This is a genomic window from Streptomyces sp. NPDC059897, from assembly GCF_042730865.1.
Lineage (GTDB): Bacteria > Actinomycetota > Actinomycetes > Streptomycetales > Streptomycetaceae > Streptomyces.
In genome coordinates, this window is the sequence record NZ_JBHWKQ010000002.1 from 119564 (window position 1) to 144758 (window position 25195).

The 25195-nt window shown below is 70.7% G+C and carries 22 protein-coding genes; 11 read left to right on the top strand and 11 right to left on the bottom strand.

Going from position 1 to position 25195, the window contains the following annotated elements; translation table 11 throughout:
* Positions 1-102 precede the first annotated feature (102 nt).
* The gene (locus ACFV9W_RS03230) at positions 103-654 is read left to right on the top strand and encodes a hypothetical protein (RefSeq protein ID WP_385755102.1); all 552 of its coding nucleotides are present in this window, start codon (positions 103-105) and stop codon (positions 652-654) included.
* Between the two features lie 24 nt (positions 655-678).
* Here the strand turns inward: ACFV9W_RS03230 and ACFV9W_RS03235 are convergent, their stop codons facing one another.
* Positions 679-1431, bottom strand: a complete 753-nt coding sequence (locus tag ACFV9W_RS03235; RefSeq protein WP_385755104.1) for a PIG-L deacetylase family protein — start codon at positions 1429-1431, stop codon at positions 679-681.
* Positions 1432-1460: 29 nt separating this feature from the next.
* Positions 1461-2765 (bottom strand): alpha/beta fold hydrolase, encoded by a 1305-nt coding sequence (locus ACFV9W_RS03240; RefSeq protein ID WP_385755105.1) that lies wholly within the window; start codon positions 2763-2765, stop codon positions 1461-1463.
* Between the two features lie 157 nt (positions 2766-2922).
* Between ACFV9W_RS03240 and ACFV9W_RS03245 the strand changes: the two genes are divergently transcribed.
* Positions 2923-3393, top strand: a complete 471-nt coding sequence (locus ACFV9W_RS03245) for a flavodoxin family protein (RefSeq protein WP_385755107.1) — start codon at positions 2923-2925, stop codon at positions 3391-3393.
* 20 nt (positions 3394-3413) lie between these two features.
* Here the strand turns inward: ACFV9W_RS03245 and ACFV9W_RS03250 are convergent, their stop codons facing one another.
* Entirely contained in the window at positions 3414-3881 is a 468-nt protein-coding gene (locus tag ACFV9W_RS03250; protein ID WP_385755109.1) for a nitroreductase/quinone reductase family protein, read from the bottom strand.
* 91 nt (positions 3882-3972) lie between these two features.
* Complete coding sequence (locus ACFV9W_RS03255) at positions 3973-5001, bottom strand: LacI family DNA-binding transcriptional regulator (protein WP_385755111.1); 1029 nt, start codon at positions 4999-5001, stop codon at positions 3973-3975.
* A gap of 277 nt (positions 5002-5278) precedes the next feature.
* Between ACFV9W_RS03255 and ACFV9W_RS03260 the strand changes: the two genes are divergently transcribed.
* Both ACFV9W_RS03260 and ACFV9W_RS03265 read left to right on the top strand, forming a co-directional pair.
* The gene (locus ACFV9W_RS03260) at positions 5279-8383 is read left to right on the top strand and encodes a family 78 glycoside hydrolase catalytic domain (protein ID WP_385755113.1); all 3105 of its coding nucleotides are present in this window, start codon (positions 5279-5281) and stop codon (positions 8381-8383) included.
* A gap of 89 nt (positions 8384-8472) precedes the next feature.
* Complete coding sequence (locus ACFV9W_RS03265; RefSeq protein WP_385755115.1) at positions 8473-8796, top strand: hypothetical protein; 324 nt, start codon at positions 8473-8475, stop codon at positions 8794-8796.
* A gap of 446 nt (positions 8797-9242) precedes the next feature.
* On the opposite strand, the gene ACFV9W_RS03270 is transcribed toward ACFV9W_RS03265, so the two are convergent.
* From ACFV9W_RS03270 to ACFV9W_RS03300, 7 genes are read right to left on the bottom strand one after another with little or no spacing between them, the layout of a single operon-like run.
* Positions 9243-10268 (bottom strand): LacI family DNA-binding transcriptional regulator, encoded by a 1026-nt coding sequence (locus ACFV9W_RS03270; protein WP_385755117.1) that lies wholly within the window; start codon positions 10266-10268, stop codon positions 9243-9245.
* A complete protein-coding gene (locus tag ACFV9W_RS03275) occupies positions 10261-10581 on the bottom strand; it encodes an L-rhamnose mutarotase (protein WP_385755510.1) in 321 nt (106 codons plus the stop codon). Before ACFV9W_RS03275 ends, ACFV9W_RS03270 begins: the two co-directional genes overlap by 8 nt.
* Positions 10582-10618: 37 nt before the next feature.
* A complete protein-coding gene (rhaS, locus tag ACFV9W_RS03280) occupies positions 10619-11698 on the bottom strand; it encodes a rhamnose ABC transporter substrate-binding protein (protein ID WP_385755119.1) in 1080 nt (359 codons plus the stop codon).
* A 24-nt stretch (positions 11699-11722) separates the two neighbouring features.
* Positions 11723-12721, bottom strand: a complete 999-nt coding sequence (locus tag ACFV9W_RS03285) for an ABC transporter permease (protein ID WP_385755121.1) — start codon at positions 12719-12721, stop codon at positions 11723-11725.
* A complete protein-coding gene (locus ACFV9W_RS03290) occupies positions 12714-13769 on the bottom strand; it encodes an ABC transporter permease (RefSeq protein ID WP_385755122.1) in 1056 nt (351 codons plus the stop codon). The genes ACFV9W_RS03285 and ACFV9W_RS03290 overlap by 8 nt, the downstream gene beginning before the upstream one ends.
* The gene (locus ACFV9W_RS03295) at positions 13766-14026 is read right to left on the bottom strand and encodes a hypothetical protein (RefSeq protein WP_385755123.1); all 261 of its coding nucleotides are present in this window, start codon (positions 14024-14026) and stop codon (positions 13766-13768) included. Before ACFV9W_RS03295 ends, ACFV9W_RS03290 begins: the two co-directional genes overlap by 4 nt.
* The gene (locus ACFV9W_RS03300) at positions 14023-15534 is read right to left on the bottom strand and encodes a sugar ABC transporter ATP-binding protein (RefSeq protein ID WP_385755125.1); all 1512 of its coding nucleotides are present in this window, start codon (positions 15532-15534) and stop codon (positions 14023-14025) included. Before ACFV9W_RS03300 ends, ACFV9W_RS03295 begins: the two co-directional genes overlap by 4 nt.
* A 276-nt stretch (positions 15535-15810) precedes the next feature.
* On the opposite strand from ACFV9W_RS03300, the gene rhaI reads away from it, so the two are divergent.
* The 7 genes from rhaI to ACFV9W_RS03335 all read left to right on the top strand — a co-directional run bounded on the left by rhaI (position 15811) and on the right by ACFV9W_RS03335 (position 25174).
* Entirely contained in the window at positions 15811-16977 is a 1167-nt protein-coding gene (gene rhaI / locus ACFV9W_RS03305) for an L-rhamnose isomerase (RefSeq protein ID WP_385755127.1), read from the top strand.
* A gap of 52 nt (positions 16978-17029) precedes the next feature.
* Entirely contained in the window at positions 17030-19069 is a 2040-nt protein-coding gene (locus ACFV9W_RS03310) for a bifunctional aldolase/short-chain dehydrogenase (RefSeq protein ID WP_385755129.1), read from the top strand.
* 484 nt (positions 19070-19553) lie between these two features.
* Complete coding sequence (locus ACFV9W_RS03315; protein WP_385755131.1) at positions 19554-20996, top strand: rhamnulokinase family protein; 1443 nt, start codon at positions 19554-19556, stop codon at positions 20994-20996.
* A 92-nt stretch (positions 20997-21088) separates the two neighbouring features.
* Positions 21089-21865, top strand: a complete 777-nt coding sequence (locus ACFV9W_RS03320; protein ID WP_385755132.1) for a (Fe-S)-binding protein — start codon at positions 21089-21091, stop codon at positions 21863-21865.
* On the top strand, positions 21862-23343 hold the full coding sequence (locus ACFV9W_RS03325; RefSeq protein ID WP_385755134.1) for a LutB/LldF family L-lactate oxidation iron-sulfur protein: 1482 nt from the start codon (positions 21862-21864) through the stop codon (positions 23341-23343). The genes ACFV9W_RS03320 and ACFV9W_RS03325 overlap by 4 nt, the downstream gene beginning before the upstream one ends.
* A complete protein-coding gene (locus ACFV9W_RS03330) occupies positions 23340-23987 on the top strand; it encodes a lactate utilization protein C (protein ID WP_385755136.1) in 648 nt (215 codons plus the stop codon). Before ACFV9W_RS03325 ends, ACFV9W_RS03330 begins: the two co-directional genes overlap by 4 nt.
* Positions 23988-24010: 23 nt before the next feature.
* Complete coding sequence (locus tag ACFV9W_RS03335) at positions 24011-25174, top strand: ABC transporter ATP-binding protein (RefSeq protein WP_385755138.1); 1164 nt, start codon at positions 24011-24013, stop codon at positions 25172-25174.
* The last annotated feature ends 21 nt before the right edge of the window (positions 25175-25195 follow it).

The following is a 25195-nucleotide window of genomic DNA, read 5'->3' on the forward strand; positions in this document are numbered from 1 at the left end:
GGAAAGAGACCGAACGTTCTCCCTCGGTCGAACGCCGTGGCCCTGCCACGCATCCTTCTGCGCTTTCCTCCGCTTGTTCTCCGCCCTCCGAAAGGGATCCTCATGGAAACCGTCGTCTCCGCGCCCGCCCCCACAACGAGCCCCGTCGCGTCGCTGCGCCGCCTGTACCTGCTCCGCTTCGCCTTCGCCGCCGTATGGGCCGGCCTGCTCTTCACGAGCGCGGACACCCTGGGGCCCCTCAGCAAGACGCTGCTGGTGCTTTATCCCCTGTTCGACGTGGCCTGCGCGATCGTCGACGTCCGCTCCGCCAGGGCCGACCGCGGCCCCGTGCTCGGTCTCTGCGCGAACATCGCGCTCAGCGTCCTGACCACCGCGGGGCTGATCGCGGCCGTCTCCTCCGGCATCCCGGCCGTGCTGCGCCTGTGGGGCGCCTGGGCCATCACCGCGGGCCTCGTCCAACTGGCCGTCGGTGTCCTGCGGCGCGGCATGGGCGGGCAGTGGCCGATGATCGCCAGCGGCGGCATCTCCGCCCTCGCCGGGGCCTCCTTCATCGCCCAGGCCGCCAAGGACAACGCGTCACTGACGAACCTGGCCGGATACGCCTTCCTCGGCGGCGTCTTCTTCCTCGTCTCCGCGCTCCGCCTGCGGCGTTGAGGGACGGGCGCCCGGACGCGCGCCCTACCGGGCGAACACCTCGAACGGCACCGCCGGCTTCCCGCCGAAGCGCTCCGCCGCCGCCTGCGCGTTGCCCGTGAGGAAGGTGCGGCAGTACGTTTCCGGGTCCTCAGTCGCCAACACCTCGATGTACGTACGGTGTTCGAGGAGCGAGGTGATGGAGCGCTCCAGGCCGGCCGTGGCGTCGACGGCGTGCGTGGGCTGTGCGGAACCGGCGATGGCGACCCACCGCACCCCGTTCCACGGCTCGAGCCCCTGTTCGGTGAGTTCGGGGAAGATCCACCGGTTGCCCGCGTCGCCCGCCGCGTCGAGTGTGGCCCGGCCGACGGCGACGTGGTCGGGGGTGTTCCAGGCGACGCCGCCCCAGGTATCCCGGTGGTTGAGGGTGATGACGAGTTCCGGGCGGTGCCGGCGGATCGCGGCGGCGATGTCGCGGCGCAGCGCCGTGCCGTACTCGATGACGCCGTCCCGGTGGTCGAGGAACTCGACCGTCTCCACGCCGACGACCGCCGCACTGGCCCGCTGCTCCTGCTCGCGCAGCGGGCCGCACTTGGCCGGTTCGAGGGTGTCGATGCCGGCCTCGCCGCGGGTGGCGAGGACGTAGGTGACCTGGCGGCCCGCGTCCGTCCAGGCCGCGATGGCGGCGGAGCAGCCGTACTCCAGGTCGTCCGGGTGGGCGACGACGGCGAGGGCCCGCTGCCAGTCCTCCGGCATGGGCTGCAACGGGGCTTGGGTGTTCGATTCGGGCAGGGTCATACGGGCACCCTATGGCCCCGCCCGGAGGCTCACACCTCTCCGCGCACCATCGCCAGCAGCCGGTCGAGGACGCGCGGCCCGCCCGCCCGCAGGCCGTCGTGCTCGAACTCGTTCGTCACCCAGGGGCGCAGGCCGCGGATCGTGCGGGCCGTGCGCAGGGCGTGCTCCGTGTCCACGTACATGTCGTCGTGGTAGACGGCGGCGACCGTCGGGACCTCGTTCGCGGCGAGCCGCGCCGGGTCGTACAGCGGCGCCCAGTCGGTGCGGGCCGCGACCCGCTCGGCGACCTCGCGCAGCGGGCGCAGCGCCGGGTCGCAGTCGAACTGCCACGGGTGGATGGTCTCGCCGGTGAACAGCAGCGGCCCGCCGCCCGCGAGGGCCTTCTCCCCGTCGAACTGCGGGAATTCCCCGCGCACACGCTCCGCGGACCAGTCGGTGGCCCGCCCGCCCTGCGCGTAGATCGCCTCGTGGACGAGCGCGTACAACGGATGGGGGCGGTACGAGAGGGCGCCCGCGACCTGTTCCTGGAACGCGTCGGACAGCTCCCTCCCACCGGGGGTCCGCACGAACGCGTCCTCCAGGAGGTAGTGCAGCCGGTCGCTGCCGTCGCCCGCGCCGAGCCAGATGCCGAGCGACTGGAAGGCGGGGACCGTCAGTCGGTAGCCGTTCGGCAGGACCGGCTCGTACTCCTGGACGTACGCGGCGATCTCCTTCGCCCGCTCGACGTCCATCGGGTAACGGGCGTAGTGGGCCCGGACCTTGCGCTCGACGCGCGGGTAGGCGGCGCGGTAGACGTCGTCGGCGTGGCCGTCGAGCGTGGGCAGGCCGCCCGTGATGATCGCGGTCTCCAGGCCCTCGGGCGCGGACGACAGATAGCGGACGGCGCAGAAGCCGCCGAAGCTCTGCCCGAGGATCGTCCAGGGCGCACCGCCGGTGACCTCGCGGCGGATGTACTCGCAGTCGCGCACGATCGAGTCGGCGCGGAAGTGGCCCACGTACGCGGCCTGCTGTTCGGCGTCGCCGCGCAGCGGGAGCGTCTGGCGGTTCACGGTGGCGGAGGCGCCGGTGCCGCGCTGGTCGAGGAGGAGGACCCGGTAGTCCTTCAGGGCCCGGCCGAGCCAGGCCGCCGTGCCGGAGAAGCGGTTGGCGCCGAAGCCGGGGCCGCCCTGGAGGTAGAGCAGCCACGGCAGGTTCTCGTGCGCGCGCCCCGGGGCGACGGCCTCGCGCGCGAAGAGCTCGATGCGCTCTCCGTCGGGGACGTCGTGGTCCAGGGGGACGGAGAACCGGCGGTCGGTCAGGACGACCCCGGCCTGGCGGTAGCTGGCGGCGCTCAATGCGGCTCCTGTGCGGTGGGCGGTGGTGCGGGCGGTGCGTCCGGCCAGTCTCCCACCCCCATGATCGACACCTTCTGCCACATCCGGTTGTCACATCCGGGGCTCCTGACCGGTTCTCCCTTTTGGAAGCTCAGGAGCCACAGAAAGGATCGTCCCGATGAAAGCCGTCATCGTGTGCCACTCCGTGTCGCACGGCAATACGCGCCGTGTCGCCGACGCCATGGCCGAGGTACTGGACGCGAAGGTCCTCGGCCCCGACGAGGCCGACCCCGCGGAGCTCGCGGAGGCCGACCTCGTCGGATTCGGCTCCGGTGTCTTCTACGCGAAGCCGCATCCGCGCCTGACCGAGTTCGCCAGGGCCCTGCCCGCCGGGCAGGGCCGGGCCTTCGTGTTCGCCACCAGCGGGCTGCCGGAGACCCCCCTGACACGGTTCGCCCGCCCTCTGGTCCGGCTCCTCGAAAGCAAGGGCTTCCACGTCGACGGGTCCTTCACGTGCCGGGCGTTCGACACCTGGGCGCCCTTCAAGGTCGCCGGAGGCATCAACAAACACCGGCCGAACGACGCGGATCTCGCCGCGGCGCGGGAGTTCGCCGCGCGGCTGCGGGACGTCCGTGGGCCGGTCTCCTGACAGCGGTTCAAGACAGCGGTTCAAGACACCGGTTCAAGGACCACCACCGCCGTCTCGACCGGCCGCTTCGCCGCGTACGCGTCCAGGTTCGTCTCGATCGCGCGCCAGCGGTCCCACAGCCGCGCCCGCTCCTCGCCCGTCGCGGCACGCGCGCGTACCGTCCGCCGCCCAGTCACCAGGTGGACGCTCGCCTCGGGGTGTTCCTGGAGGTTGAGCCACCAGGCGGGCTCGCCCTCGCCCCACCCGTTCATCGCCAGTGTGACCAGGTGCGGGCCGTCCTCCACGTAGGCGACGATCACGCCGCGCGGGCGGCCGGTGCGGCGGCCCGTGGTGGTCAGGCGCAGGGTGCCCCACTTGCCGGGGCGCGGCTTCCAGAGTCCGATCCGGCCGCCGAAGGCCCGGTACGCGCCCCGGTGCACCTTCCAGGCCAGGCGGATGAACCAGCGCGGCGGCAGCCACGGCGCTTTCGTACGGTCCCCGGTCGGCATGGCGGCCTCCCCACGCACGGTTTGGCGGCGGTTCCGCAGCACGCTAGCCGCGGGCGACCGCGCCCGGTAGGGCCGAACGGTCCGCTGACGCTCAGCGCGCGCCGAGGCTCGATCCGCGCACCACCAACTCCGGTTGCAGCACCACCCGCCGGTGCTCGTGCGCGCTCTCCGGGTCGTCCGCCGCCTCGATCTCCTCCAGGAGCAGGTCCGCGGCAAGCGCGCCCATGTGGACCGCGGGCTGGCGCACCGACGTGAGCGGGACCGCTGCCGCCGACGCGAACTCGATGTCGTCGTAGCCGACGATCGCGATGTCCTCGGGGACCCGGACCCCGGCCGCGTACAGGGACTGGAGGACGCCGAGGGCGAGGAGGTCGTTGGCGCAGAAGACGGCCGTGGGGCGCTCGGTGAGGCCGAGGAGGCGGGCGCCCGCGTCGCGGCCCGCGGCCACGTCGAGGCGTTCGGTCGGGAGTTCGCGCAGCACGGAGGACGGGAGGCCGGCCTCCTTCAGCGCGCGCTGGGCGCCCTGACGGCGGTCCGCGACCTGATTGAGGGTGGGCGGTCCGCTGACGTACGCGATGGAGCGGTGGCCCGCGTCGACGAGGTGGCGCACGGCGAGCGCGCCGCCGTTGACGTCGTCGACCGAGACCGAGCACTCGGTGGCGCCCTCGGCGACCCGGTCGACCAGCACGAACGGGATGTCGTGCCTGCGGAAGGCCTCCACGGTGGGGCCGGTCGCCTCGGCGGGCGTCAGCAGCACTCCGCGCACCCGCTGCTCGGCGAAGAGCGACAGATAGTCGGCCTCCTCGGCCGGGCTCTGCGCGCTGTTGCACACCATCACCCCGAGCCCGGCGTCGCGGGCCGCACGCTCGGCGCCGCGTGCGACATCCACGAAGAAGGGGTTGCCCATGTCGAGGACGAGCAGGCCCATGATGCGGCTGCGTCCGGCACGCAGTTGGCGGGCGGACTCGCTGCGGACGTAGCCGAGCCGCTCGATGGCGGCCTGGACGCGGGCACGCGTGGCGTCGGCCACGGCCTCGGGCCGGTTGATCACATTCGAGACCGTGCCCACGGACACCCCCGCTTCACGGGCGACGTCCTTGATCCCCACGGACTGTCCCATCGGGTGTGGTCCTCCTGGTGAGCTGGTGCGGCAGTCGGAGTGTACGTGGCGGGGGCCGGTCGGTGTTCGATACGCCAGACGACTGGGTGAATCGTTTCGTTCAGGCCGGTCGCCTGGGCCACTGGGACGTCACCCGCCGTGCCTCCGTCCACGCGATCCGCCGTACCAATAAGCCGGATACACCTCACGCATACCTCATGCACGCCTCTTGCCTCTCGCGGCGCGGACCTGAATCGTTTGAACCGGAACACCTTCACCGACGAAGGGACACCCCGAGATGCGCAGCGACATACGTCGCAGAACCGTCCTCGCCGCGAGCGCGGGCGCGGTGCCCGTCCTCGCGGCAGCGGCCCCGTCCGCCACCGCGGCCCCGATCGGAGCCGCCGCTCTCCCCACTCCCCCGGGCGGCGCGGTCACCGGCCTCACCACCGAGCACCGTGTCGACCCCCTCGGCACCGACGCCGCCCGCCCCCGCTTCGGCTGGCAGCTCGGCTCCCCGAAGCGCGGCCTGGCGCAGGGCGCGTACCGGATCCGGGTGGCGTCCAGCGCGGCGCGGCTCGCCCGCGCGGACGTGTGGGACAGCGGCCGCGTGACGTCGTCCGACTCGGTGGCCGTGCGCTACGACGGTCCCGAACTCCGGCCGTCCACCGGCTACTTCTGGTCCGTGACGGTCTGGGACACGGACGGCCGCCAGGTCGGCACCTCCCCCGCCGCCCGCTTCGAGACGGCCCTGCTCAGCAGCGACGGCGTCACCCGGTGGGACGGCGCCCAGTGGATCGGCATGAAGGGCAAGAAGCCCAACTCTGCGGGCGCGCCGATGCTGCGCGGCCGGGCCACGCTGCGCAAGGGCGCCCGGGTCAGCGAGGCACGCCTGTACGTGACGACGCTCGGCGTCTACGAGGCGTACGTCAACGGCGAGCGCGTCACGGTCCCCGAGGGCGAGGGCCGCACGGCCGAACTGCTCACCCCGGGCTGGACCAACTACGACACGAGCGTCAACTACATGACGTACGACGTCACGGACCTGGTCATACGGGGCGGCGGCCGCGACGTGACGCTCGCCGCCGTGCTCGGCAACGGCTGGTACAACTCACGCGTCTCGGAGGGCAGCAAGTACTACTCCAAGGACGGCAACCCCCTGGCCCTCAAGGCCAAGCTGCTCGTCCGGTACGCCGACGGCAGCACGCAGAGCCTCGTCACGAAACCCGGCGCCGACTGGAAGGCCACGGACACCGGCCCCTACCGCGCCGACGACATCTACGACGGCCAGACCTACGACGCCCGCAAGGAACTCCCCGGCTGGACGGCGGGCGGCGGCGGCTTCGACACGTCGGCGTGGTCGGACGTCGAGGAGGTCGGCTACGCCGCGAAGTACCCGGACGCCAAACTGACCGCGTACCCCGGCGAGACGGCCCGCCTGATGGAGAAGTGGGACCGCACACCCGAGTCGTTGACGGTCTACTCCGAGGTCACGGGCGAGGAGTCGAGCGCCAACGGCAAGGGCCGCATCGTCCCCGACCCCGCCCGCTCCACCAGCGGCGAGCCGGGCCCCGTCACCCTGCGCCCCGGTGACACCGCCGTCTTCGACCTCGGCCAGAACATGGTCGGTGTCCCCCGCTACACGCTGCGCGGCCCGGCCGGAGCCGAAGTCGTCGTCAGGTTCGGCGAGATGCTCAACGACGACAGCAAGGGCGCGGACGGCCCCGTCGGCTCCCTCTACCGGGCCAATCTGCGCTCGGCCAAGGCCACGAGCACGTACATCCTCAAGGGCGCGGGCGGCGAGGGCGAGACGCACGAGGAGTCACTCACCTTCTACGGATTCCGCTATGTGTCGGTGGAGGTGACCACGAAGGACACGGAGGTCACCGTCACCGGCCTGACCGGCAGGGTCGCCACCTCCGCGATCCGCGAGACCGGCAGCATCCGGACCAACGACGACGACGTCAACCAGCTGATCAGCAACGTCCATTGGGGCCAGCGCGGCAACTACCTGTGGGTGCCCACCGACTGCCCGCAGCGCGACGAGCGGCTCGGCTGGACCGGCGACACCCAGGTGTTCTCCCGCACCGGCCTCTACAACACGGACTCGGTGGCCTTCCTCAGCCACTTCGAGGACATCCTGATCGAGTCGCAGAAGACGTACGGCGTCGACGGCGCGCAGTTCACGGCGGTGGCACCCGGCAACCGGTACAACGCGGCGCAGCCGTGCAGTGGTTGGGCGGACTGCGGGGTCGTCGTGCCGTGGACGGTGTGGCAGATGAGCGGCGACCGGACGGTCATCGACCGCAGCTGGGACGCCATGGTCACGTACATCGACTGGATCAGGAAAAAGGGCGGCGACACCTACGCCGGCCAGGGCGCGATCTTCGCCGACTGGCTCGCCTTCCAGAACACCGGCACCCAGCTGATGAGCGACGTCTACTACGCGTACAGCGTGCGTCTGATGGCACAGATGGCACGCGCAACGGGCAGGACGTCGGAGTCGAAGTCGTACGAAGCCCTCTTCACTCACATCCGCCGTGCCTTCATGGCCAAGTACATCGCGGTCGACGGCGACAAGATCACGGTCCGCTCCAGCCTCGGAGGCAAGCCGCTCATGGGCGGCGACCCCGAGGACGACAGCCAGTCGGCCCTCCTCTGGGTCCTCAAGCTCGGCTTCTACGACACGCAGGCCCAACGCCGCGCCCTGGTCGGCCTGTTGGCGGACAACATCGGCAACGACGCGGCGTACAAGGCGGCCCACCCCGACAGCGCCCGCGTCGGCTACGCGGAGAACACCCTCTCCGTCGGCTTCCTCGGCGCGAACGTCCTCGCCCCGGTCCTCACCGACGAGGGCCGCCCCGACCTCGCGTACGAACTCCTCCACCAGGACGCCATGCCGTCCTGGCTCTACTCGGTGAAGAACGGCGCGACGACGATCTGGGAACGCTGGAACTCCTACTCCAAGGAGGACGGCTTCGGCCCGGTCGAGATGAACTCCTTCAACCACTACTCGTACGGCGCGATCATGGAGTGGATGTACGCGTACATGGCCGGCATCGCCACCGACCCCGACCACCCCGGCTTCCGCCGCTTCCGCCTCCAGCCCCACCTCGACCCGACGGGCAGGATCACCGAGGTCGAGTCCCACCACCTCTCCCCCTACGGCGAGATCACGAGCACCTGGTCCCTGTCCGGCGACGGCACCCTCACGTACGAGGCGGTGGTCCCACCCAACACCGGGGCGACGCTGGCCCTCCCGGCCGTCTCAGCCGACACCGTCCGCGAGGGCCGCACCCCACTGGCGAAGACGGCCGGGGTCCGCTTCGAGGACTTCAAGGACAAGGTGGCCACGTATCGGCTGTCACCGGGTAGGTATCGGGTGACGAGCACGGTGCGCTGACGCGAGCAAGTAGGAAGGGAGCCGGACGTAGCCCGCCAAGGAATTCTGCCGGCGGGCTACATTCGGCCACGGCGTAAGGTCAGACCACCATGACCGACTACGACACCTACGGCAGCAGCACACACACTGCGAGTGAACTGGTCCACCTCGTCACGGGCCACCTCGATGTGGTCTTCACCGAGCGTGAAAGTTACTACCGGGGTGTCTACCACCTCGCCCAGGGAACGTACGGACGCATTGAGATCCAGCCGAACGCCATCCCCGGCGATGACGACCAGGACGACCTCTACACCCCGGAACACCCGTCGGCCCGGGTCCTTCTGCTCACCAACACCCCGACACCAGAACCCACCCTGCACGCACGACTCGGCACCATCTCAGGTCTCGTGCACTTGGGCCGCGAATCATGGTGAGCCGCTGGGGGCCCGCGACTCCTCACAATTACTTGAGCGCATCGGCCGATGCGGCTCCATGAGGCACTGGGAGGAGGACCGTGGAGCGCGACGTCCTGGTGCGGCTGTTGGCCGCTCACGAGGCGGAGCCCGCCACGGCCGCGGCGGCGCTGGCGGCTCTTCGCGGTGGCGCCGCCTACGTGGTGTGGGGTGGAGCTTCTTCATCTGAGGCGTACGCCCACATCTACGCCCGTCGGCTCCGGCATACAGAGCGGAGAGGAACTCGCACCTTGGGCCTTGAGCGGGCGGTCCATCTCCTCCGCGAGCATCACGGATCCGTGCGTCTCGGACGGATCATCGCCGTCGACAGGACCTGGGCCTTCATGCTCTTCCTCAGTGCGGATGCGGAAACTCTTGTTGCTTGTACTGGCGTGCAGCGGGCGGTCGAGTAGATACCAGCCTGGTGCTCAGCGCGAGCCCCTGCTCGACCCCCGCACAACCAACTCCGGCCGCAGCACGATGTGTTCGTGGTGGTGGTCCGCCGCGTGGGTGCCCGTTTCCTGGAGGAGGAGGTGGGCGGCGATGGTGCCGAGGCTGGTGGCCGGTTGGCGGATTGAGGTGAGGGGGACTGTCGCGGCCGAGGCGAATTCGATGTCGTCATAGCCGATCAGGGAGATGTCGTCGGGGACTCGGACGCCTGCCGTGTAGAGGGATTGCAGGACGCCGAAGGCCAGGAGGTCGTTCGCGCAGAAGACGGCCGTGGGGCGGTGGGCCAGGCCCAGGAGGCGGGCGCCCGCGTCGCGGCCTGCCGCCACGTCCAGACGGTCGGTGGGGAGTTCGTAGAGGTGCCAGGAGGGGAGGCGCATTTCCGCCAAGGCTTTGTGGGCGCCCTCGCGGCGGTCCTGGATCTGTTTGAGGTGGGGCGGGCCGCTGACGTAGGCGATGGAGCGGTGGCCCGTGTCGAGGAGGTGGCGGAGGGCGAGCGTGCCGCCCGCCACGTCGTCGACCGCCACCGAGCAGCCCGGTTCGTCGCCCGCGACCCGGTCCACGACGACGTACGGGATGCCGTGCCGGCGGAAGGCGCGGAGGGTGGCTCCGCTGGGGTCGGCGGGCGTGATGAGAGCGCCGCGTACCCGTTGTTCCGCGAAGAGGGACAGGTAATCGGCCTCCACTGCCGCGCTCTGCGCACTGTTGCACACCATCACGCCGAGCCCGGCCTCGCGCGCCGCGCGTTCGGCGCCGCGCGCGAGGTCCACGAAGAACGGGTTGCCCATGTCGAGGACGAGCAGCGACACGATCCGGCTCTGTCCGGCCCGCAGTTGGCGGGCGTATTCGCTGCGGACGTAGCCGAGGTGGGCGATGACCTGTCGGACGTGGCGGCGGGTGGGTTCGGAGACCCGGTCGGGCTGGTTGAGGACGTTGGAGACGGTGCCGACCGAGACACCTGCCGCCCGGGCCACGTCCTTGATGCCCACCGCGGACCGCTCAGGCAAGGTGGAAGACCTCGGTGAGCGGGCGCATCGCGGCGTCGGGCGCCTGCCCGTCCAACGCCTCGAAGAACTCGCCCATCTCGGCCTGCCAGCGTGCGTTGACGTCGGTGGCGTCCATGGCCGCGCGCGCCTTGTCGAAGTCCTCGGTCTCCAGGTAGCCGACGAGCAGTCCGTCCTCGCGGAGGAAGAGTGTGTAGTTGTGCCAGCCGGTGGCCGTCAGGGCGTCCTGCATTTCCTGCCATACGTGCGCGTGGCGTTCGCGGTACTCGTCGATGCGGTCGGGCTTGACCTTGAGGAGGAAGCAGACGCGTTGCATGTCACTCATTTCTCGTGCTCCGCTTCTCGTTTCCCGCTCAGAACTTGTAGTCGTCGATGTTCTTCTTGTCGAAGACGGTCGGCTTGCCGAGCGTGACGACGCCGTCCTGCTCGATCGTGTACTCGCCCATGTCTCCGGCCTTGAACTTCTCGCCCGCCTTGCCGGTGATCTGCCCGGACTCCAGGGCCACCGCGGTGTGCGCCGCGAGCGCGCCGAGCTTCGCCGGGTCCCACAGCTCGAACGCCTCGACGGTGCCGTTCTTGACGTAGGCGCGCATGTCGTTGGGCGTGCCGAGGCCGGTCAGCTTGACCTTGCCCTTGTACTTGGAACCGGAGAGGTACTGGGCCGCCGCCTTGATGCCGACCGTGGTCGGGGAGATGATTCCCTTCAGCTTCGGGTGCTCCTGGAGGAGGCCCTGGGTCTGCTGGAACGACTTCTGCGCGTCGTCGTCCCCGTAGGCGGTCGTGACGAGCTTGATGTCCTTGTACGCGGGCTTCTTCAGCTCGTCCTTCATGTACTTGATCCACGTGTTCTGGTTGGTGGCCGTCTGGGCCGCCGACAGAATCGCGATCTCGCCCTTGTTGCCGATCTGCTTGGCGAGCTGCTGCACCTGGGTGCGGCCGAGGTCCTCGGCGGAGGCCTGCGAGACGAAGGCGTTGCGGCAGTCGACCTTGGTGTCGGAGTCGTAGGTGACGATGCTGACGCCGTTCTTCATCGCCTGCTTGAGCGCGGTGCACAGCGCGCCCGGGTCCTGCGCGGACACCGCGATGGCGTCGGCCTGCTGCTGGGTGAGGGTGTTGACGTAGGAGACCTGTCCGGAGGTGTCGGTGCCGGAGCTGGTGCCGACCTCCTTGTACGTGGAGCCGAGCTGCTGCACCGCCTTCTTGCCGCCGTTGTCGGAGGTGGTGAAGTACGGGTTGTTGACCTGCTTGGGCAGGAAGGCGACCGTGAGGCCCTTCTTGGTCTTGGCGTTCGGGTCGGCCTTGCCCGCGGCCGCCGACTTGGCGTCCTCCTTGTTGGAGTCGGACTTGGTGGTGCCGCCGCAGGCGGTGGCGGCCACCATGAGGGCGGTGGAGACGGCGAGCGCGGCGGACAGCCGGCGGGTGGATGCGTTCATGGCGTTTCCTTACGGGACGTGGGGCTACGGAGCGACGGGTGCGGCTGTTGCCGTCTTCTTGCGGGACCTCGCCTGGGCGATCTGGCGGCCGACGCGCGGCGCGAGCACGGAGATGACGAGCAGGACGCCGGTGACGACGATCTGGGACTGCGCGGAGACGTTCAGCAGGCTCATCACGTTCTGCAGCGAGCCGAGCAGGAACACACCGGCGATGGCGCCGCCGAGGGTGCCCTTGCCGCCGTCGAAGTCGATGCCGCCGAGCAACACGGCGGCGATGACGGAGAGTTCGAGCCCGGTGGCGTTGTCGTAGCGGGCGCTCGCGTAGTGCAGGGCCCAGAAGACTCCGGTGAGCGCGGAGAGCACGCCCGTCGTGACGAACATCGACAGCTTGAGCCGCCTGACGCGCACACCGGCGAACCGGGCGGCCTCCTCGTTCGCGCCGATCGCGAAGAGGGAGCGGCCCATGCGGGTGGCGTGCAGTACGACGATCGCGATGGCGAGGAGGACGACGAAGGGCAGCGCGGCGTACGGGATGAACGTGTCGCCGATCCGGTTCGCCCCGAAGTCCAGGTACTGGGCGGGGAAGTCGGTCACCGAGTCGGAGCCGAGGACGATCTGGGCGATGCCTCGGTAGGCCGCCATCGTGCCGATGGTGACGGCGAGGGACGGCAGGCCGAGGCGGGTGACGAGCAGCCCGTTGATCAGTCCGCAGACGACGCCGAGCAGCAGGCACAGCGGGATGATCGTCTCGATGGCCATGCCGTTGTTCCACAGCGCGCCCATCACGGCGCCGGACAGGCCGACCGTGGAGCCGACCGACAGGTCGACCTCGCCGGAGATGACCAGCATCGTCATCGGCAGGGCGATGATCGCGATGGGCAGGGTGTTGCCGATCAGGAACGACAGGTTGAGCGCGTTGCCGAAGTTGTCGACGAACGCGAAGGAGCACAACAGCAGTACGACGAGCAGCGCGCCGACGGCGGTGTCCCAACGGACCGATCCCGCAAGGGAGTTCTTAGGCATGGCGGGCGCTCCTCATCTGTGCGGCCTGCTTGCGCAGCACGGCGGCGACGCGCAGCGCGACGATCCGGTCGACGGCGATGGCGAGCAGCAGCAGGATTCCGTTGATGGCGGTGACCCAGACGGAGCTGACGCCGATGGCGGGCAGCACGCTGTTGATGGAGGTCAGCAGCAGGGCGCCGAGGGCCGCGCCGTAGACGGTTCCGGCGCCGCCGGTGAAGGCGACACCTCCCACCACTACGGCGCTGACGACCGTGAGTTCGTAGCCGTTTCCGGTGCCGGAGTCGACGTTGCCGAAGCGCGCCAGGTACAGGGCGCCTGCGAGTCCGGCGAGCGCGCCGCACAGCACGTACGCGGTCATGATCCGCTTGCGGACGGGGATGCCGGCGAGGTTCGCGGCCTCGGGGCTGGAGCCGAGCGCGTACATCTCGCGGCCGCTGCGGTAGCTGCGCAGGTAGTAGCCGACGCAGAGCAGGACGGCGACGGCGAGCAGCGCGAGGTAGGGCACGATCCAGACGCCGTCGTGGCCGAAGTCGACGAAGGCGTCGGGCAGGTCGGCGGCGACGATCTGCTGCGAGCCGACCCAGATGGAGTCGATGCCGCGCACCACGTAGAGGGTGCCGAGGGTGACGACGAGGGCGGGCACCTTGCCGAGGCTGACAAGGGCGCCGTTGAGGACGCCGAAGACGGTGCCGATGGCGACGGCGTAGACGACGGCGATCAGTGAACTGCCGCCGCCCTGAAGGTAGTCGCCAGCGGCGAAGGCGGAGATGCCGAGCACCGAGCCGACGGACAGGTCGACGTTGCGGGTGATGACGACGATCGCCTGGCCGGTGGCGACGAGGACGAGGATGGTGGCGTTCAGGAGGAGGTCCTTGACGCCCTGCTGCGACAGGAACTCGGTGTTGAAGACCTGCGTGGCGAGCAGCATCACCACGAGCACGGCGGCGACGGCGAGTTCGCGCGCCTTGAACACCTTGTCGAGCAGCCGTCGCCCGGCGGTGGGCGGCGGCGCCGCGTCCTCGCGTACGGGTGGTGCGGTGATGGTCATGGGGTGCTCCTTGCGGTGTGCACGGGCGCGGGCAGCGCGTGGCCCGCACCGGCCGCGGCGGACAGCACGTGGCCCGCACCAGCCGAGGCGGGCAGCAAGTCGCCCTCGCCTGCCATCGCGAGCCACGCGGGCGGCGGCCCGGCGGTCGCGCCGGCATCCTCCGACGGGGTGCACGGCCTCCGGACACGGCCGGAACACGTGGTGGTGCGCGCCTCGGCGTGCCGGGAGGCGGCACCCGGGTTCCTCGCGGAGCTCATGCCGCCCTCCCCGTCGCCGCCGCCATCACGGACTCCTCGTTCGCCTCCGCGCGCGGCAGCTCCGCGGAGAGCCGGCCCTCGTGCATCACGAGCACCCGGTCGGCCATGCCGAGGATCTCGGGCAGGTCGGAGGAGATCATCAGGACGGCGACGCCGTCGGCCGCGAGGGAGGACAGCAGGCGGTGCACCTCGGCCTTGGTGCCGACGTCGATGCCGCGCGTGGGCTCGTCGACGATGAGCACCTGGGGTCCTGTGGCGAGCCACTTGGCGAGGACGACCTTCTGCTGGTTGCCGCCGGAGAGCGTGCCGACGACATCGGCGAGCCGCGCGTACTTGACCTGGAGCTTCACCGACCAGTCCAGGGACCGGCTGCGCTCCGCCTTGCGGTTCATGAGGCCCGCGCGTGAGGTGTCGGCGAAGCCGGTGAGCCCGATGTTGCGCTCGATGGACATGTCCATCACGAGGCCCTGGGCCCGCCGGTCCTCCGGGACGAGCGCGAGGCCCGCGTGCATCGCGAGGCTCGGCGCACCGGGCTTGAGCTTCTGCCCGAGGACCTCCACCTCGCCGCCGTCGAAGCGGTCGACGCCGAACACGGCGCGGGCCACCTCGCTGCGGCCGGCGCCCACGAGCCCGGCCAGGCCCACGATCTCGCCGCGCCGCACCTCGAAGGAGACGTCGGTGAACACACCCTCGCGGGTCAACCGGCTGACCTTGAGGGCGACTTCGCCGAGTTCGGTGTCCTGCTTGGGGTACAGCTCGTCGAGGTCGCGGCCGACCATACGGCGCACGAGGTCGTCCTCGGTGAGCCCGTCGACCGGTTCGCTCGCCACCCACGCCCCGTCCCGCAGCGTCGTGACCCGCTGGCACAGCTCGAAGATCTCCTCCAGGCGGTGCGAGATGAACAGCACGGCGGAGCCCTGCTCGCGCAGCGTCCGTACGACGCCGAACAGGCGGGCCACCTCGCTGCCGGTGAGCGCGGCGGTCGGCTCGTCCATGATCAGCACGCGGGCGTCGAAGGACAGCGCCTTGGCGATCTCGACGAGCTGCTGGTCGGCGATGGACAGGCCGCGGGCGGGCTGGTCCGGGTCGAGCTCCACGCCGAGCCGCTTGAACAGAGCGGCCGTGGACTCCTTGACCGTGGTGTGGTCGACGCGGCCGAAGGAGCGGCGCGGCTGGCGGCCCATGAAGATGTTCTCGGCGATGGACAGGTCGGGGAAGAGCGTCGGCTCCTGGTAGATGACGGCGACACCGGCGTCGCGGGCGTCGGCGGGGCCGTGGAACTCGACCGGGGAGCCGTCGAGCAGCACCGTCCCGGTGTCCGGGCGGTGCACCCCGGCGAGGGCCTTGATGAGCGTCGACTTTCCGGCGCCGTTCTCACCGGCGAGGGCGTGCGCCTCACCGGCGTGCAGGCTCAGTGACACACCACGCAGGGCGCGCACGGCACCGAAGGACTTGCTCACCCCCTCCAGGGCGAGCACCGGAGTGGTCTCCGGTTCAGGTGGCGTCATGACAGGTCTCCAGGGGTCGAAGGGCACCCGACGTGAAATGTTTCAGTGAAACGTTCCGGAAGCTAGCCACGCTCCGGCGCCCCGGTCAAGGGGTCTGAGCGGCCCGAATACGCCGACGTACGAAACGATTCCGTAACGCGCGGAAGTCCTCGCACACCCCCTTGACGCACCTCACGAGGGGGACTAGCTTCGCTGCACAATGAATCGATTCACACGCGATTCATTGGACAGACGATTCATCGGACGGCTCGCAGACCCGTGTACTCAGAGGTGGACATGCCTGACATCGCTGCCGTGAAGGCCGCACTCGCCAACCAGCGGATCGAGACGCCGTCCTGGGGCTACGGCAACTCGGGCACCCGGTTCAAGGTGTTCGCCCAGGCCGGTGTGCCCCGCACGCCGCACGAGAAGCTGGACGACGCGGCGAAGGTGCACGAGTTCACCGGCATCGCCCCGAAGGTCGCGCTGCACATCCCGTGGGACAAGGTCGACGACTATGCGGCCCTGTCGGCGTACGCGAAGGAGCGCGGCGTCGAACTCGGCACGATCAACTCCAACACCTTCCAGGACGACGACTACAAGTTCGGCAGTGTCTGCCACCCGGACCCGAAGGTCCGCCGCAAGGCGCTCGACCACCTTCTGGAATGCGTCGACATCATGGACGCGACGGGTTCCAAGGATCTGAAGATCTGGCTCGCCGACGGCACCAACTACCCGGGCCAGGACGACATCGTGGCCCGCCAGGACCGCCTCGCCGAGTCCCTCGCCGCCGTCTACGAGCGGCTCGGCGACGACCAGCGGCTGCTCCTGGAGTACAAGTTCTTCGAGCCCGCCTTCTACACGACGGACGTGCCGGACTGGGGCACCTCGTACATGCAGTGCATGAAGCTCGGCGACAAGGCGCAGGTCGTGGTCGACACGGGCCACCACGCGCCGGGCACGAACATCGAGTTCATCGTGGCGCTGCTGCTGCGCGAGAAGAAGCTCGGCGGCTTCGACTTCAACTCCCGCTTCTACGCGGACGACGACCTGATGGTGGGCGCCGCCGACCCGTTCCAGCTCTTCCGCATCCTGCACGAGGTCGCGAAGAACGGCGGCTTCGACCCGGCGACCAATGTGGCGTTCATGCTCGACCAGTGCCACAACATCGAGGCGAAGATCCCGGCGGTCATCCGCTCCGTGATGAATGTGCAGGAGGCCACCGCGAAGGCGCTGCTCGTGGACCGTGCGGCGCTGAGCACCGCGCAGGCGGCGGGCGACGTCCTGACCGCGAACTCCGTGATCATGGACGCGTACAACACCGATGTGCGGCCGCTGCTCGCCGAGTGGCGCGAGGAGCAGGGACTCGCGGCCGATCCCGTCGCCGCGTACGCCGCCTCCGGGTGGCAGGAGCGGATCGTGGCCGAGCGGGTCGGCGGGGAGCAGGCGGGGTGGGGCGCGTAACCGTCTTCCCGTCGTTCATCCCACTCAATTCCCCAGGTATTTAGGACCTTTCATGGCTACGCACCCGCAGGTCGCCGCCCTCATCGACCGTTCGAACCGGCTCGGCGCCGACCCCCGCAACACCAACTACGCCGGCGGGAACACCTCCGCCAAGGCCACCGAGACGGACCCGGTCACGGGCGGCGACGTCGAGCTGATGTGGGTCAAGGGCTCGGGCGGCGACCTGGGCACGCTCAAGGAGGCCGGGCTCGCGGTTCTGCGCGTGGACCGGCTCAAGGCGCTCACCGAGGTGTACCCGGGTGTCGAGCGCGAGGACGAGATGGTCGCCGCGTTCGACTACTGCCTGCACGGCAAGGGCGGCGCCGCGCCGTCCATCGACACGGCCATGCACGGCCTGGTGGACGCGGCACACGTCGACCATCTGCACCCGGACTCCGGCATCGCGCTCGCCTGCGCCGCCGACGGCGAGAAGCTGACCGCCGAGTGCTTCGGCGAGAAGGTCGTATGGGTGCCGTGGCGGCGCCCCGGCTTCCAACTCGGCCTGGACATCGCGGAGATCAAGGCCGCCAACCCGGACGCGATCGGCTGCATCCTGGGCGGCCACGGCATCACGGCGTGGGGTGACACGGCCGAGGAGTGCGAGGCCAACTCGCTGTTCATCATCCGCACCGCGGAGACGTTCCTCGCCGAGCGCGGCAAGGAGGAGCCCTTCGGCCCGGTCGTCGAGGGCTACGCGGGGCTGGGCGCGGCCGAGCGCCGGGCGCGCGCCGCCGAACTCGCCCCGCTGATCCGGGGCCTGGCCTCCACGGACCGCCCGCAGGTCGGCCACTTCGACGACTCGGGCCCCGTACTGGACTTCCTGGCGTCCGCCGAGCACCCGCGCCTCACCGCGCTCGGCACCTCGTGCCCGGACCACTTCCTTCGCACGAAGGTCCGCCCGCTCGTCCTCGACCTGCCGCCCACGGCCGAACTCGACGCCGTGGCCGCACGGTTGAAGGAACTGCACGCCGAGTACCGCACCGAGTACGCGGCGTACTACGAGCGGCACGCGAGCCCCGACTCCCCCGCGATGCGCGGCGCCGACCCGGCGATCGTGCTGGTGCCGGGTGTCGGCATGTTCTCCTTCGGCAAGGACAAGCAGACCGCGCGGGTGGCGGGCGAGTTCTACCTCAACGCGATCAACGTGATGCGCGGTGCGGAGGCCGTGTCGACGTACGCGCCGATCGAGGAGTCGGAGAAGTTCCGCATCGAGTACTGGGCCCTGGAGGAGGCCAAGCTCCAGCGGATGCCGAAGCCGAAGCCGCTCGCCACGCGGGTGGCGCTGGTGACGGGCGCGGGCTCGGGCATCGGCAAGGCCATCGCCCACCGGCTCGTCGCGGAGGGCGCGTGCGTGGTCGTCGCCGACCTCAACGCGGACGGTGCGGCAGCGGTGGCCGAGGAGCTGGGCGGGCCGGACAAGGCGGTCGCGGTGACGGTCGACGTCACGTCGGAGGAGCAGATCGCGGACGCCTTCAAGGCGGCGGCGCTGGCCTTCGGCGGGGTCGACCTGGTCGTCAACAACGCGGGCATCTCGATCTCGAAGCCGCTCCTGGAGACGACGGCGAAGGACTGGGACCTTCAGCACGACATCATGGCGCGCGGTTCGTTCCTCGTCTCGCGGGAGGCGGCGCGGGTGATGCGGGCGCAGGACATGGGCGGCGACATCGTCTACATCGCGTCGAAGAACGCGGTGTTCGCGGGCCCGAACAACGTGGCGTACTCGGCTACGAAGGCGGACCAGGCCCACCAAGTGCGGCTGCTGGCGGCCGAGTTGGGCGGGGACGGGATCCGGGTCAACGGGGTCAACCCGGATGGCGTGGTGCGCGGGTCCGGGATCTTCGCCGGGGGCTGGGGCGCGAAGCGTGCCGCGGTGTACGGGGTGGAGGAGGAGAAGCTGGGCGAGTTCTACGCGCAGCGGACGCTTTTGAAGCGGGAGGTGCTTCCGGAACACGTCGCGAACGCGGTCTTCGCGTTGACCGGGGGCGACCTTACGCATACGACGGGGTTGCATGTTCCGGTGGATGCGGGTGTGGCGGCGGCGTTCCTCCGTTGACCCGTCGTGGGCGCGCCCGGTTCGTCTTGGCGCCCACGGGTGGGTGGGCTTCATTCGGTCGGCGTGGCGCTGCCGGCTCGCCCACCCGCACGGGGCTCCGCCCCGGACCCCGCTGCTCAATCGCCGCAGGGGCTCAATCAAAACCCACCGATCCCCCGCTCATCACCCTCCCACCCGCCCCCTCCAGGGGCTACGGCCTCCCGGGGCGGCGCACCCACACCTCGGGCGATCCGCCACCAGGCACGGCTCGCCACCGCCCTCGGGCAACCGCCCGCCGTCTTGGGCAGTCTGCCGCCTGGGGCGGCAGGGTGGGCAAGGCGGCACCCCCGGTGCCGCGCAAGAAGGCGGACGGGCCCAACCCCGCGCGGGGTCCGGGGCCCGCCCCGGTTTGGGACGGGAAGGGGCGGCGGGGGCGATCCCACTCCCCCGCCACACACCGTCACCCACCACCCAACACCCCGCACACCCACCAAAGGCCACCCTCATGCCCACCACCCCCTACGCCGCGATAGACCTGGGCGCCTCCAGCGGCCGGATCATGACTGCCCGCGTCACCCACGACACCCTCGCCCTGACCGAGGCCCACCGCTTCCCGAACACCCCCGTCCGCACCCCCGACGGCCTCCACTGGGACATCCTCGGGCTCTACACCGGCATCCTGGAGGGCCTCCGGAAGGCCGGCCCGGTCCGCTCGATCGGGATCGACAGCTGGGCCGTCGACTACGGACTGCTCGACACGGACGGCTCCCTCCTCGGCAACCCTTACCACTACCGCGACACCCGCACGGACCACACCGCCGAGAAGCTGTGGGCGACGATCCCGCCGCAGGAGCTGTACGCGGCCACCGGCCTCCAGTACGTCCCGTTCAACACGATCTACCAGCTGACAGCAGCCCGCGGCACCGCACAACTCAACGCCGCCCACCGCCTGTTGCTGATCCCCGACCTCCTCACCTACTGGCTGACGGGACAGCAGGGCACCGAGCTGACGAACGCCTCCACCACCCAGCTCATCGACCCCCGCACCGGCGACTGGTCCCACGACATCGCCACCCGCGCCGGCATCGACGTGAACCTCTTCGCCCCGATTCGCCACCCCGGCGACCCGGCGGGCGAACTCCTCCCGCACGTCCTCGACGAGACCGGCCTCACAGGACCCGTCCCGGTCACCACCGTCGCCTCGCACGACACCGCGTCCGCCGTGGCCGCCGTCCCGGCGACCGAGGAGAACTTCGCGTACATCTGCACCGGCACCTGGTCCCTCGCGGGACTCGAACTGGACGCGCCCGTCCTCACGGAGGAGAGCCGCGCCGCGAACTTCACGAACGAGCTCGGCATCGACGGCACGGTCCGCTACCTCCGCAACATCATGGGCCTGTGGCTCCTCCAGGAGTGCCAACGCGCCTGGAACCAGCCCGACTTGACCACCCTCCTCGACGAGGCCGCGAAGGCGACCCCGCTGCGCTCGGTCGTCGACGCGGGCGACCCCACGTTCCTGCCGCCCGGCGGCATGCCGGACCGTATCGCCGCCGCCTGCCGCACCACCGGCCAGCCGGAACCCCGCACCCGCGCCGAGATCACCCGCTGCATCCTCGACTCCCTCGCCCTCGCCCACCGCCGCGCCATCGAGGACGCGTCCCGCCTCGCCGACCGCCCGGTCGACGTGGTGCACATCGTCGGCGGCGGCGCCCGGGGCCCCCTGCTGTGCCAACTCACGGCCGACGCCTGCGGCCTGCCCGTCGTGGCGGGCCCGGCCGAGGGCGCCGCGCTGGGCAACGTACTCGTGCAGGCGCGGGCCGACGGTGTCATCGGCGACCGCGCCGCGATGCGCCGGCTCGTCGCCGACACCCAGCCGCTCGCGCGCTACGAGCCGAGCGGCGACCGTGGCGCGTGGGACGCGGCGGAGGCACGTGTCCGCACCCCGTGACCAAGCCCCGATCACGACGTACGCTGCACGCGTCCGATGATCACCCGCAGTCCCACCGCACCGACCGAATCCGACCGACCGAAGGGGCCCCGATGCGTGTCGCACTCTTCCTGACCTGTGTCAACGACACGCTGTACCCGGACACGGGCCGCGCCGTCGTGAAGCTCCTCAACAGGCTCGGCGTGGACGTCGACTTCCCCGCGGCACAGACCTGCTGCGGCCAGCCGCACTACAACACCGGCTACCGCCGCGAGGCCGAGCCACTTGCCACCCACTACGCCGACACCTTCGGCCCCGGCCTCGCCTCGGGTGATTACGACGCAATCATCACGCCGTCCGGATCGTGCGCGGCGATGGTCCGCGAGCTGTACCCGCGGATGGGCGAACGGGCCCGCGCGGAGGGCCGCGGCGACACCCTCACCACGACCCTCGCACCGGTGATTCCGAAGACGTACGAGCTGACCGAGTTTCTCGTCGACGTCCTCAAGGTGACCGACGTCGGCGCGTACTACCCGCACAAGGTGACCTACCACCCCACCTGCCACGGCCTGCGCTCCCTCGGCCTGGGCGACCGGCCCACCCAACTCCTCAGCGCAGTCAAGGGACTTGAGCTGGTGGAGCTGCCGGGCGCGACGGAGTGCTGCGGCTTCGGTGGCACCTTCGCGGTGAAGAACGCGGACGTGTCGACGGCGATGGGCACCGACAAGGTCCGCAACGCCGAGGCGACCGGCGCGGACGTGCTGTGCGCGGCGGACAACTCCTGCCTGATGCACATCGGCGGCACCATGTCCCGCCTGAAGGTCGGCATGCGCCCCGTCCACATCGCGGAAATCCTGGCCGGCACCGAGGACGAGGAGGCCCTGGTATGAGCGGCGGAACGTTTGTCGGGATGCCGGCCTTCCCGAAGGCCGCGCACGAGGCCGTACGCGACACCACCCTGCGCGCCAACCTGAAGCACGCCACCCACACCATCCGCGACAAACGCGAACGCGCGGTGGCGGAGCTGGACGACTGGGCGCGCCTTCGCCAGGCCGGCAAGGAGATCAAGGACCACACCCTCCACCACCTGGAGCACTATCTCGTCCAGTTGGAGGAGTCGGTGACGGCGGCCGGCGGCACCGTGCACTGGGCGCGCGACGCCGACGAGGCCAACCGCATCGTCACCAGCCTCGTCCGCGAGACCGGCGAGTCCGAGGTCGTCAAGGTCAAGTCGATGGCCACCCAGGAGATCGGCCTCAACGAACACCTCGAGGCCGAGGGCATCCACGCCTACGAGACCGACCTCGCCGAGCTGATCGTGCAGCTCGGCGACGACCGCCCCTCACACATCCTCGTCCCCGCGATCCACCGCAACCGCGGCGAGATCCGCGACATCTTCCGCAAGGAGATGGGCAGTTGGGGCCGCCCGGCCCCGGAAGGCCTGACCGACACACCGGCCGAACTCGCCGAGGCGGCCCGGCTGCACCTGCGCGAGAAGTTCCTGCGCGCCAAGGTCGGCATCTCCGGCGCCAACTTCATGGTCGCCGAGACCGGCACGCTCGTCGTGGTCGAGTCCGAGGGCAACGGCCGCATGTGCCTCACCCTCCCCGAGACACTCATCTCCGTCGTCGGCATCGAAAAGATCGTGCCGACGTGGCGGGACCTGGAGGTCTTCCTCCAGACACTGCCGCGCTCCTCCACGGCCGAGCGGATGAACCCGTACACCTCCACCTGGACGGGCACCACCGACTCCGACGGCCCCCAGACCTTCCACCTCGTCCTCATCGACAACGGCCGCACCGACACCCTCGCCGACGAGGTCGGCCGCCAGGCCCTGCGCTGCATCCGCTGCTCCGCCTGCCTGAACGTGTGCCCGGTCTACGAGCGGGCGGGCGGGCACGCGTACGGTTCCGTCTACCCCGGCCCGATCGGCGCCATCCTCAGCCCCCAACTCCGGGGCACGGGCAGCGAGATCGACGCCTCACTCCCGTACGCCTCCTCGCTGTGCGGCGCCTGCTACGAGGTGTGTCCCGTCGCCATCGACATCCCCGAGGTGCTGGTGCACCTGCGCGAGCGGGTCGTGGCGGGCGGCCCCGCCACCCGCAACGGCAACAAGGTCATGCTCCGCCCGGCCAAGGGCCACGCCGCCGAACGCGCCGCGATGCGCGCCGCCACCTGGGCCTTCACCCACCCGGGCGCGCTCGCCACCGGCCAGCGCCTGGCCTCGCGCACCCGCCGCTTCCACCCGCGCACCATGCCCGGCCCCGGCAAGGCCTGGACGGACAGCCGCGACCTGCCCACGGTGCCCGCGGAACCCTTCCGCGACTGGTGGAAGCGTACGAACGGCGGAAAGGACACCCCGAAGTGAGCAGCAGAGACGTCATCCTGGGCCGGGTCCGCCGCGCCATCGGCGGCCCCGTCGAGGCGCCGGACACGTATGCCACCGACATCGACCGCGGCTACCTGCGCGAACACGGCTCCCGCACCACCGAGCAGACGGTCGAACTCCTCGCGGAGAACCTCGCCGACTACCGGGCGATCGTGCACCGAGCCACCAGTCAGGAGCTGCCGGCCACCCTCGCGGGGCTCCTTGCCGGGCACGGTTCGCGGACCGTGGCGGTGCCGCCCGAGCTGCCGGCCGCCTGGCTGGCCGAGGCGGCGCCGACGCAGGTCCCCGACAGCCCCGAGCACACCCCGTCCGAACTCGACCAGGTCGACAGCGTCGTCACCGCCTGCGCCGTCGCCGTCGCCGAGACCGGCACCATCGTCCTCGACGGCTCTCCAGACCAGGGCCGCCGCCGCATCACGCTCGTCCCCGACCATCACATCTGCGTCGTCCGTGTCCCGGACCAGGTGGTGTCCTCGGTCCCGCAGGCCCTCGAACGGCTGGATCCCGCCCGCCCCCTGACGTGGATCTCGGGCCCGTCCGCGACCAGCGACATCGAGCTCGACCGGGTCGAGGGCGTGCACGGGCCGCGCACCCTGGAGGTCGTTCTGGTGAGCGGTGGCTGAAGGGCGCGGCTAGCGTTGGTGACATGATCCGGTTCGACCATGTCACCAAGCGGTACGCGGACGGCACGACGGCGGTGGACGACCTCTCGTTCGAGGTGAACGAGGGCGAACTGGTCACGCTCGTCGGCCCTTCTGGCTGCGGCAAGACCACCACGATGATGATGGTGAACCGGCTGATCGAGCCGACGTCGGGTCACATCCACGTCGAGGGCGAGGACATCTCCGGCGTCGATCCGGTGCAGCTGCGGCGCCGCATCGGGTACGTGATCCAGCAGGTCGGTCTCTTCCCGCACCGCACGATCCTCGACAACACGGCGACCGTGCCCGCGCTCATCGGCTGGAAGAAGGCGAAGGCCAGGGCGCGCGCCGCGGAGCTGCTCGATCTGGTGGGCCTGGACCCGGCCACGTACGGGAGCCGCTACCCGGAACAGCTGTCGGGCGGTCAGCGCCAGCGGGTCGGGGTAGCCCGCGCGCTCGCCGCCGATCCGCCGGTTCTCCTCATGGACGAGCCCTTCGGGGCCGTCGACCCGGTGGTACGCGAGCAGTTGCAGGACGAGTTCCTGAAGATGCAGGCGGCCGTGCGCAAGACGGTCCTCCTGGTCACGCACGACATCGAGGAGGCGGTCCGGCTCGGCGACCGCATCGCGGTGTACGGGCAGGGCCGCATCGAGCAGTACGACACACCGGGGGCGGTGCTCGGCTCGCCCGCCACCCCGTACGTCGCCGAGTTCGTCGGCGCGGACCGGGGCCTGAAGCGCCTGTCGGTCACCGAGATCGAGCCGGACGACCTGGAGCAGCCGTCGGTGGTCCGCTTCGAGGAGCCGCCCGCGCGGGCGGCCGCCCGGATGCGGGAGGACGGGGTGCGGTGGGCGGTGGTCCTCGACGAGGGCGGTGACCTGCACGGTTGGGTCGGCGTCGATGAAGCGTCGCTGGCCGGTCCCGGTGGCCGGGTCGGTGATCTGGCGCACCGGATGCGTGCGTGGGTGCCGGTCGGCGCGCCGCTCAAGCAGGCGTTCGGCGTGATGCTCCAGCACGACGCGGGCTGGGTCGCGGTGCTCGACGGCGCTCGCTTCCTCGGTGTCCTGACCCCTGCGAAGCTGCACGAGGCGCTGCGCCGGTCGGTGGACGCGGACGCGCAGGGCGTGGCGCGCGACGAGGTCGATTTCGACTCGGTGGCGGACGCCTGATCGAGCTACGCGGGCACCCCA

Coding starts and splice junctions, on each gene's coding strand:
- ACFV9W_RS03230 (WP_385755102.1), top strand. CDS start 103: ATGGAAACCGTCGTCTCCGCGCCCGCCCCCACAACGAGCCCCGTCGCG.
- ACFV9W_RS03245 (WP_385755107.1), top strand. CDS start 2,923: ATGAAAGCCGTCATCGTGTGCCACTCCGTGTCGCACGGCAATACGCGC.
- ACFV9W_RS03310 (WP_385755129.1), top strand. CDS start 17,030: ATGGCTACGCACCCGCAGGTCGCCGCCCTCATCGACCGTTCGAACCGG.
- ACFV9W_RS03255 (WP_385755111.1), bottom strand. CDS start 5,001: ATGGGACAGTCCGTGGGGATCAAGGACGTCGCCCGTGAAGCGGGGGTG.
- ACFV9W_RS03260 (WP_385755113.1), top strand. CDS start 5,279: ATGCGCAGCGACATACGTCGCAGAACCGTCCTCGCCGCGAGCGCGGGC.
- ACFV9W_RS03290 (WP_385755122.1), bottom strand. CDS start 13,769: ATGACCATCACCGCACCACCCGTACGCGAGGACGCGGCGCCGCCGCCC.
- ACFV9W_RS03320 (WP_385755132.1), top strand. CDS start 21,089: ATGCGTGTCGCACTCTTCCTGACCTGTGTCAACGACACGCTGTACCCG.
- ACFV9W_RS03265 (WP_385755115.1), top strand. CDS start 8,473: ATGACCGACTACGACACCTACGGCAGCAGCACACACACTGCGAGTGAA.
- rhaS (WP_385755119.1), bottom strand. CDS start 11,698: ATGAACGCATCCACCCGCCGGCTGTCCGCCGCGCTCGCCGTCTCCACC.
- ACFV9W_RS03315 (WP_385755131.1), top strand. CDS start 19,554: ATGCCCACCACCCCCTACGCCGCGATAGACCTGGGCGCCTCCAGCGGC.
- ACFV9W_RS03325 (WP_385755134.1), top strand. CDS start 21,862: ATGAGCGGCGGAACGTTTGTCGGGATGCCGGCCTTCCCGAAGGCCGCG.
- ACFV9W_RS03250 (WP_385755109.1), bottom strand. CDS start 3,881: ATGCCGACCGGGGACCGTACGAAAGCGCCGTGGCTGCCGCCGCGCTGG.
- ACFV9W_RS03275 (WP_385755510.1), bottom strand. CDS start 10,581: ATGCAACGCGTCTGCTTCCTCCTCAAGGTCAAGCCCGACCGCATCGAC.
- ACFV9W_RS03235 (WP_385755104.1), bottom strand. CDS start 1,431: ATGACCCTGCCCGAATCGAACACCCAAGCCCCGTTGCAGCCCATGCCG.
- ACFV9W_RS03335 (WP_385755138.1), top strand. CDS start 24,011: ATGATCCGGTTCGACCATGTCACCAAGCGGTACGCGGACGGCACGACG.
- rhaI (WP_385755127.1), top strand. CDS start 15,811: ATGCCTGACATCGCTGCCGTGAAGGCCGCACTCGCCAACCAGCGGATC.
- ACFV9W_RS03295 (WP_385755123.1), bottom strand. CDS start 14,026: ATGAGCTCCGCGAGGAACCCGGGTGCCGCCTCCCGGCACGCCGAGGCG.
- ACFV9W_RS03300 (WP_385755125.1), bottom strand. CDS start 15,534: ATGACGCCACCTGAACCGGAGACCACTCCGGTGCTCGCCCTGGAGGGG.
- ACFV9W_RS03285 (WP_385755121.1), bottom strand. CDS start 12,721: ATGCCTAAGAACTCCCTTGCGGGATCGGTCCGTTGGGACACCGCCGTC.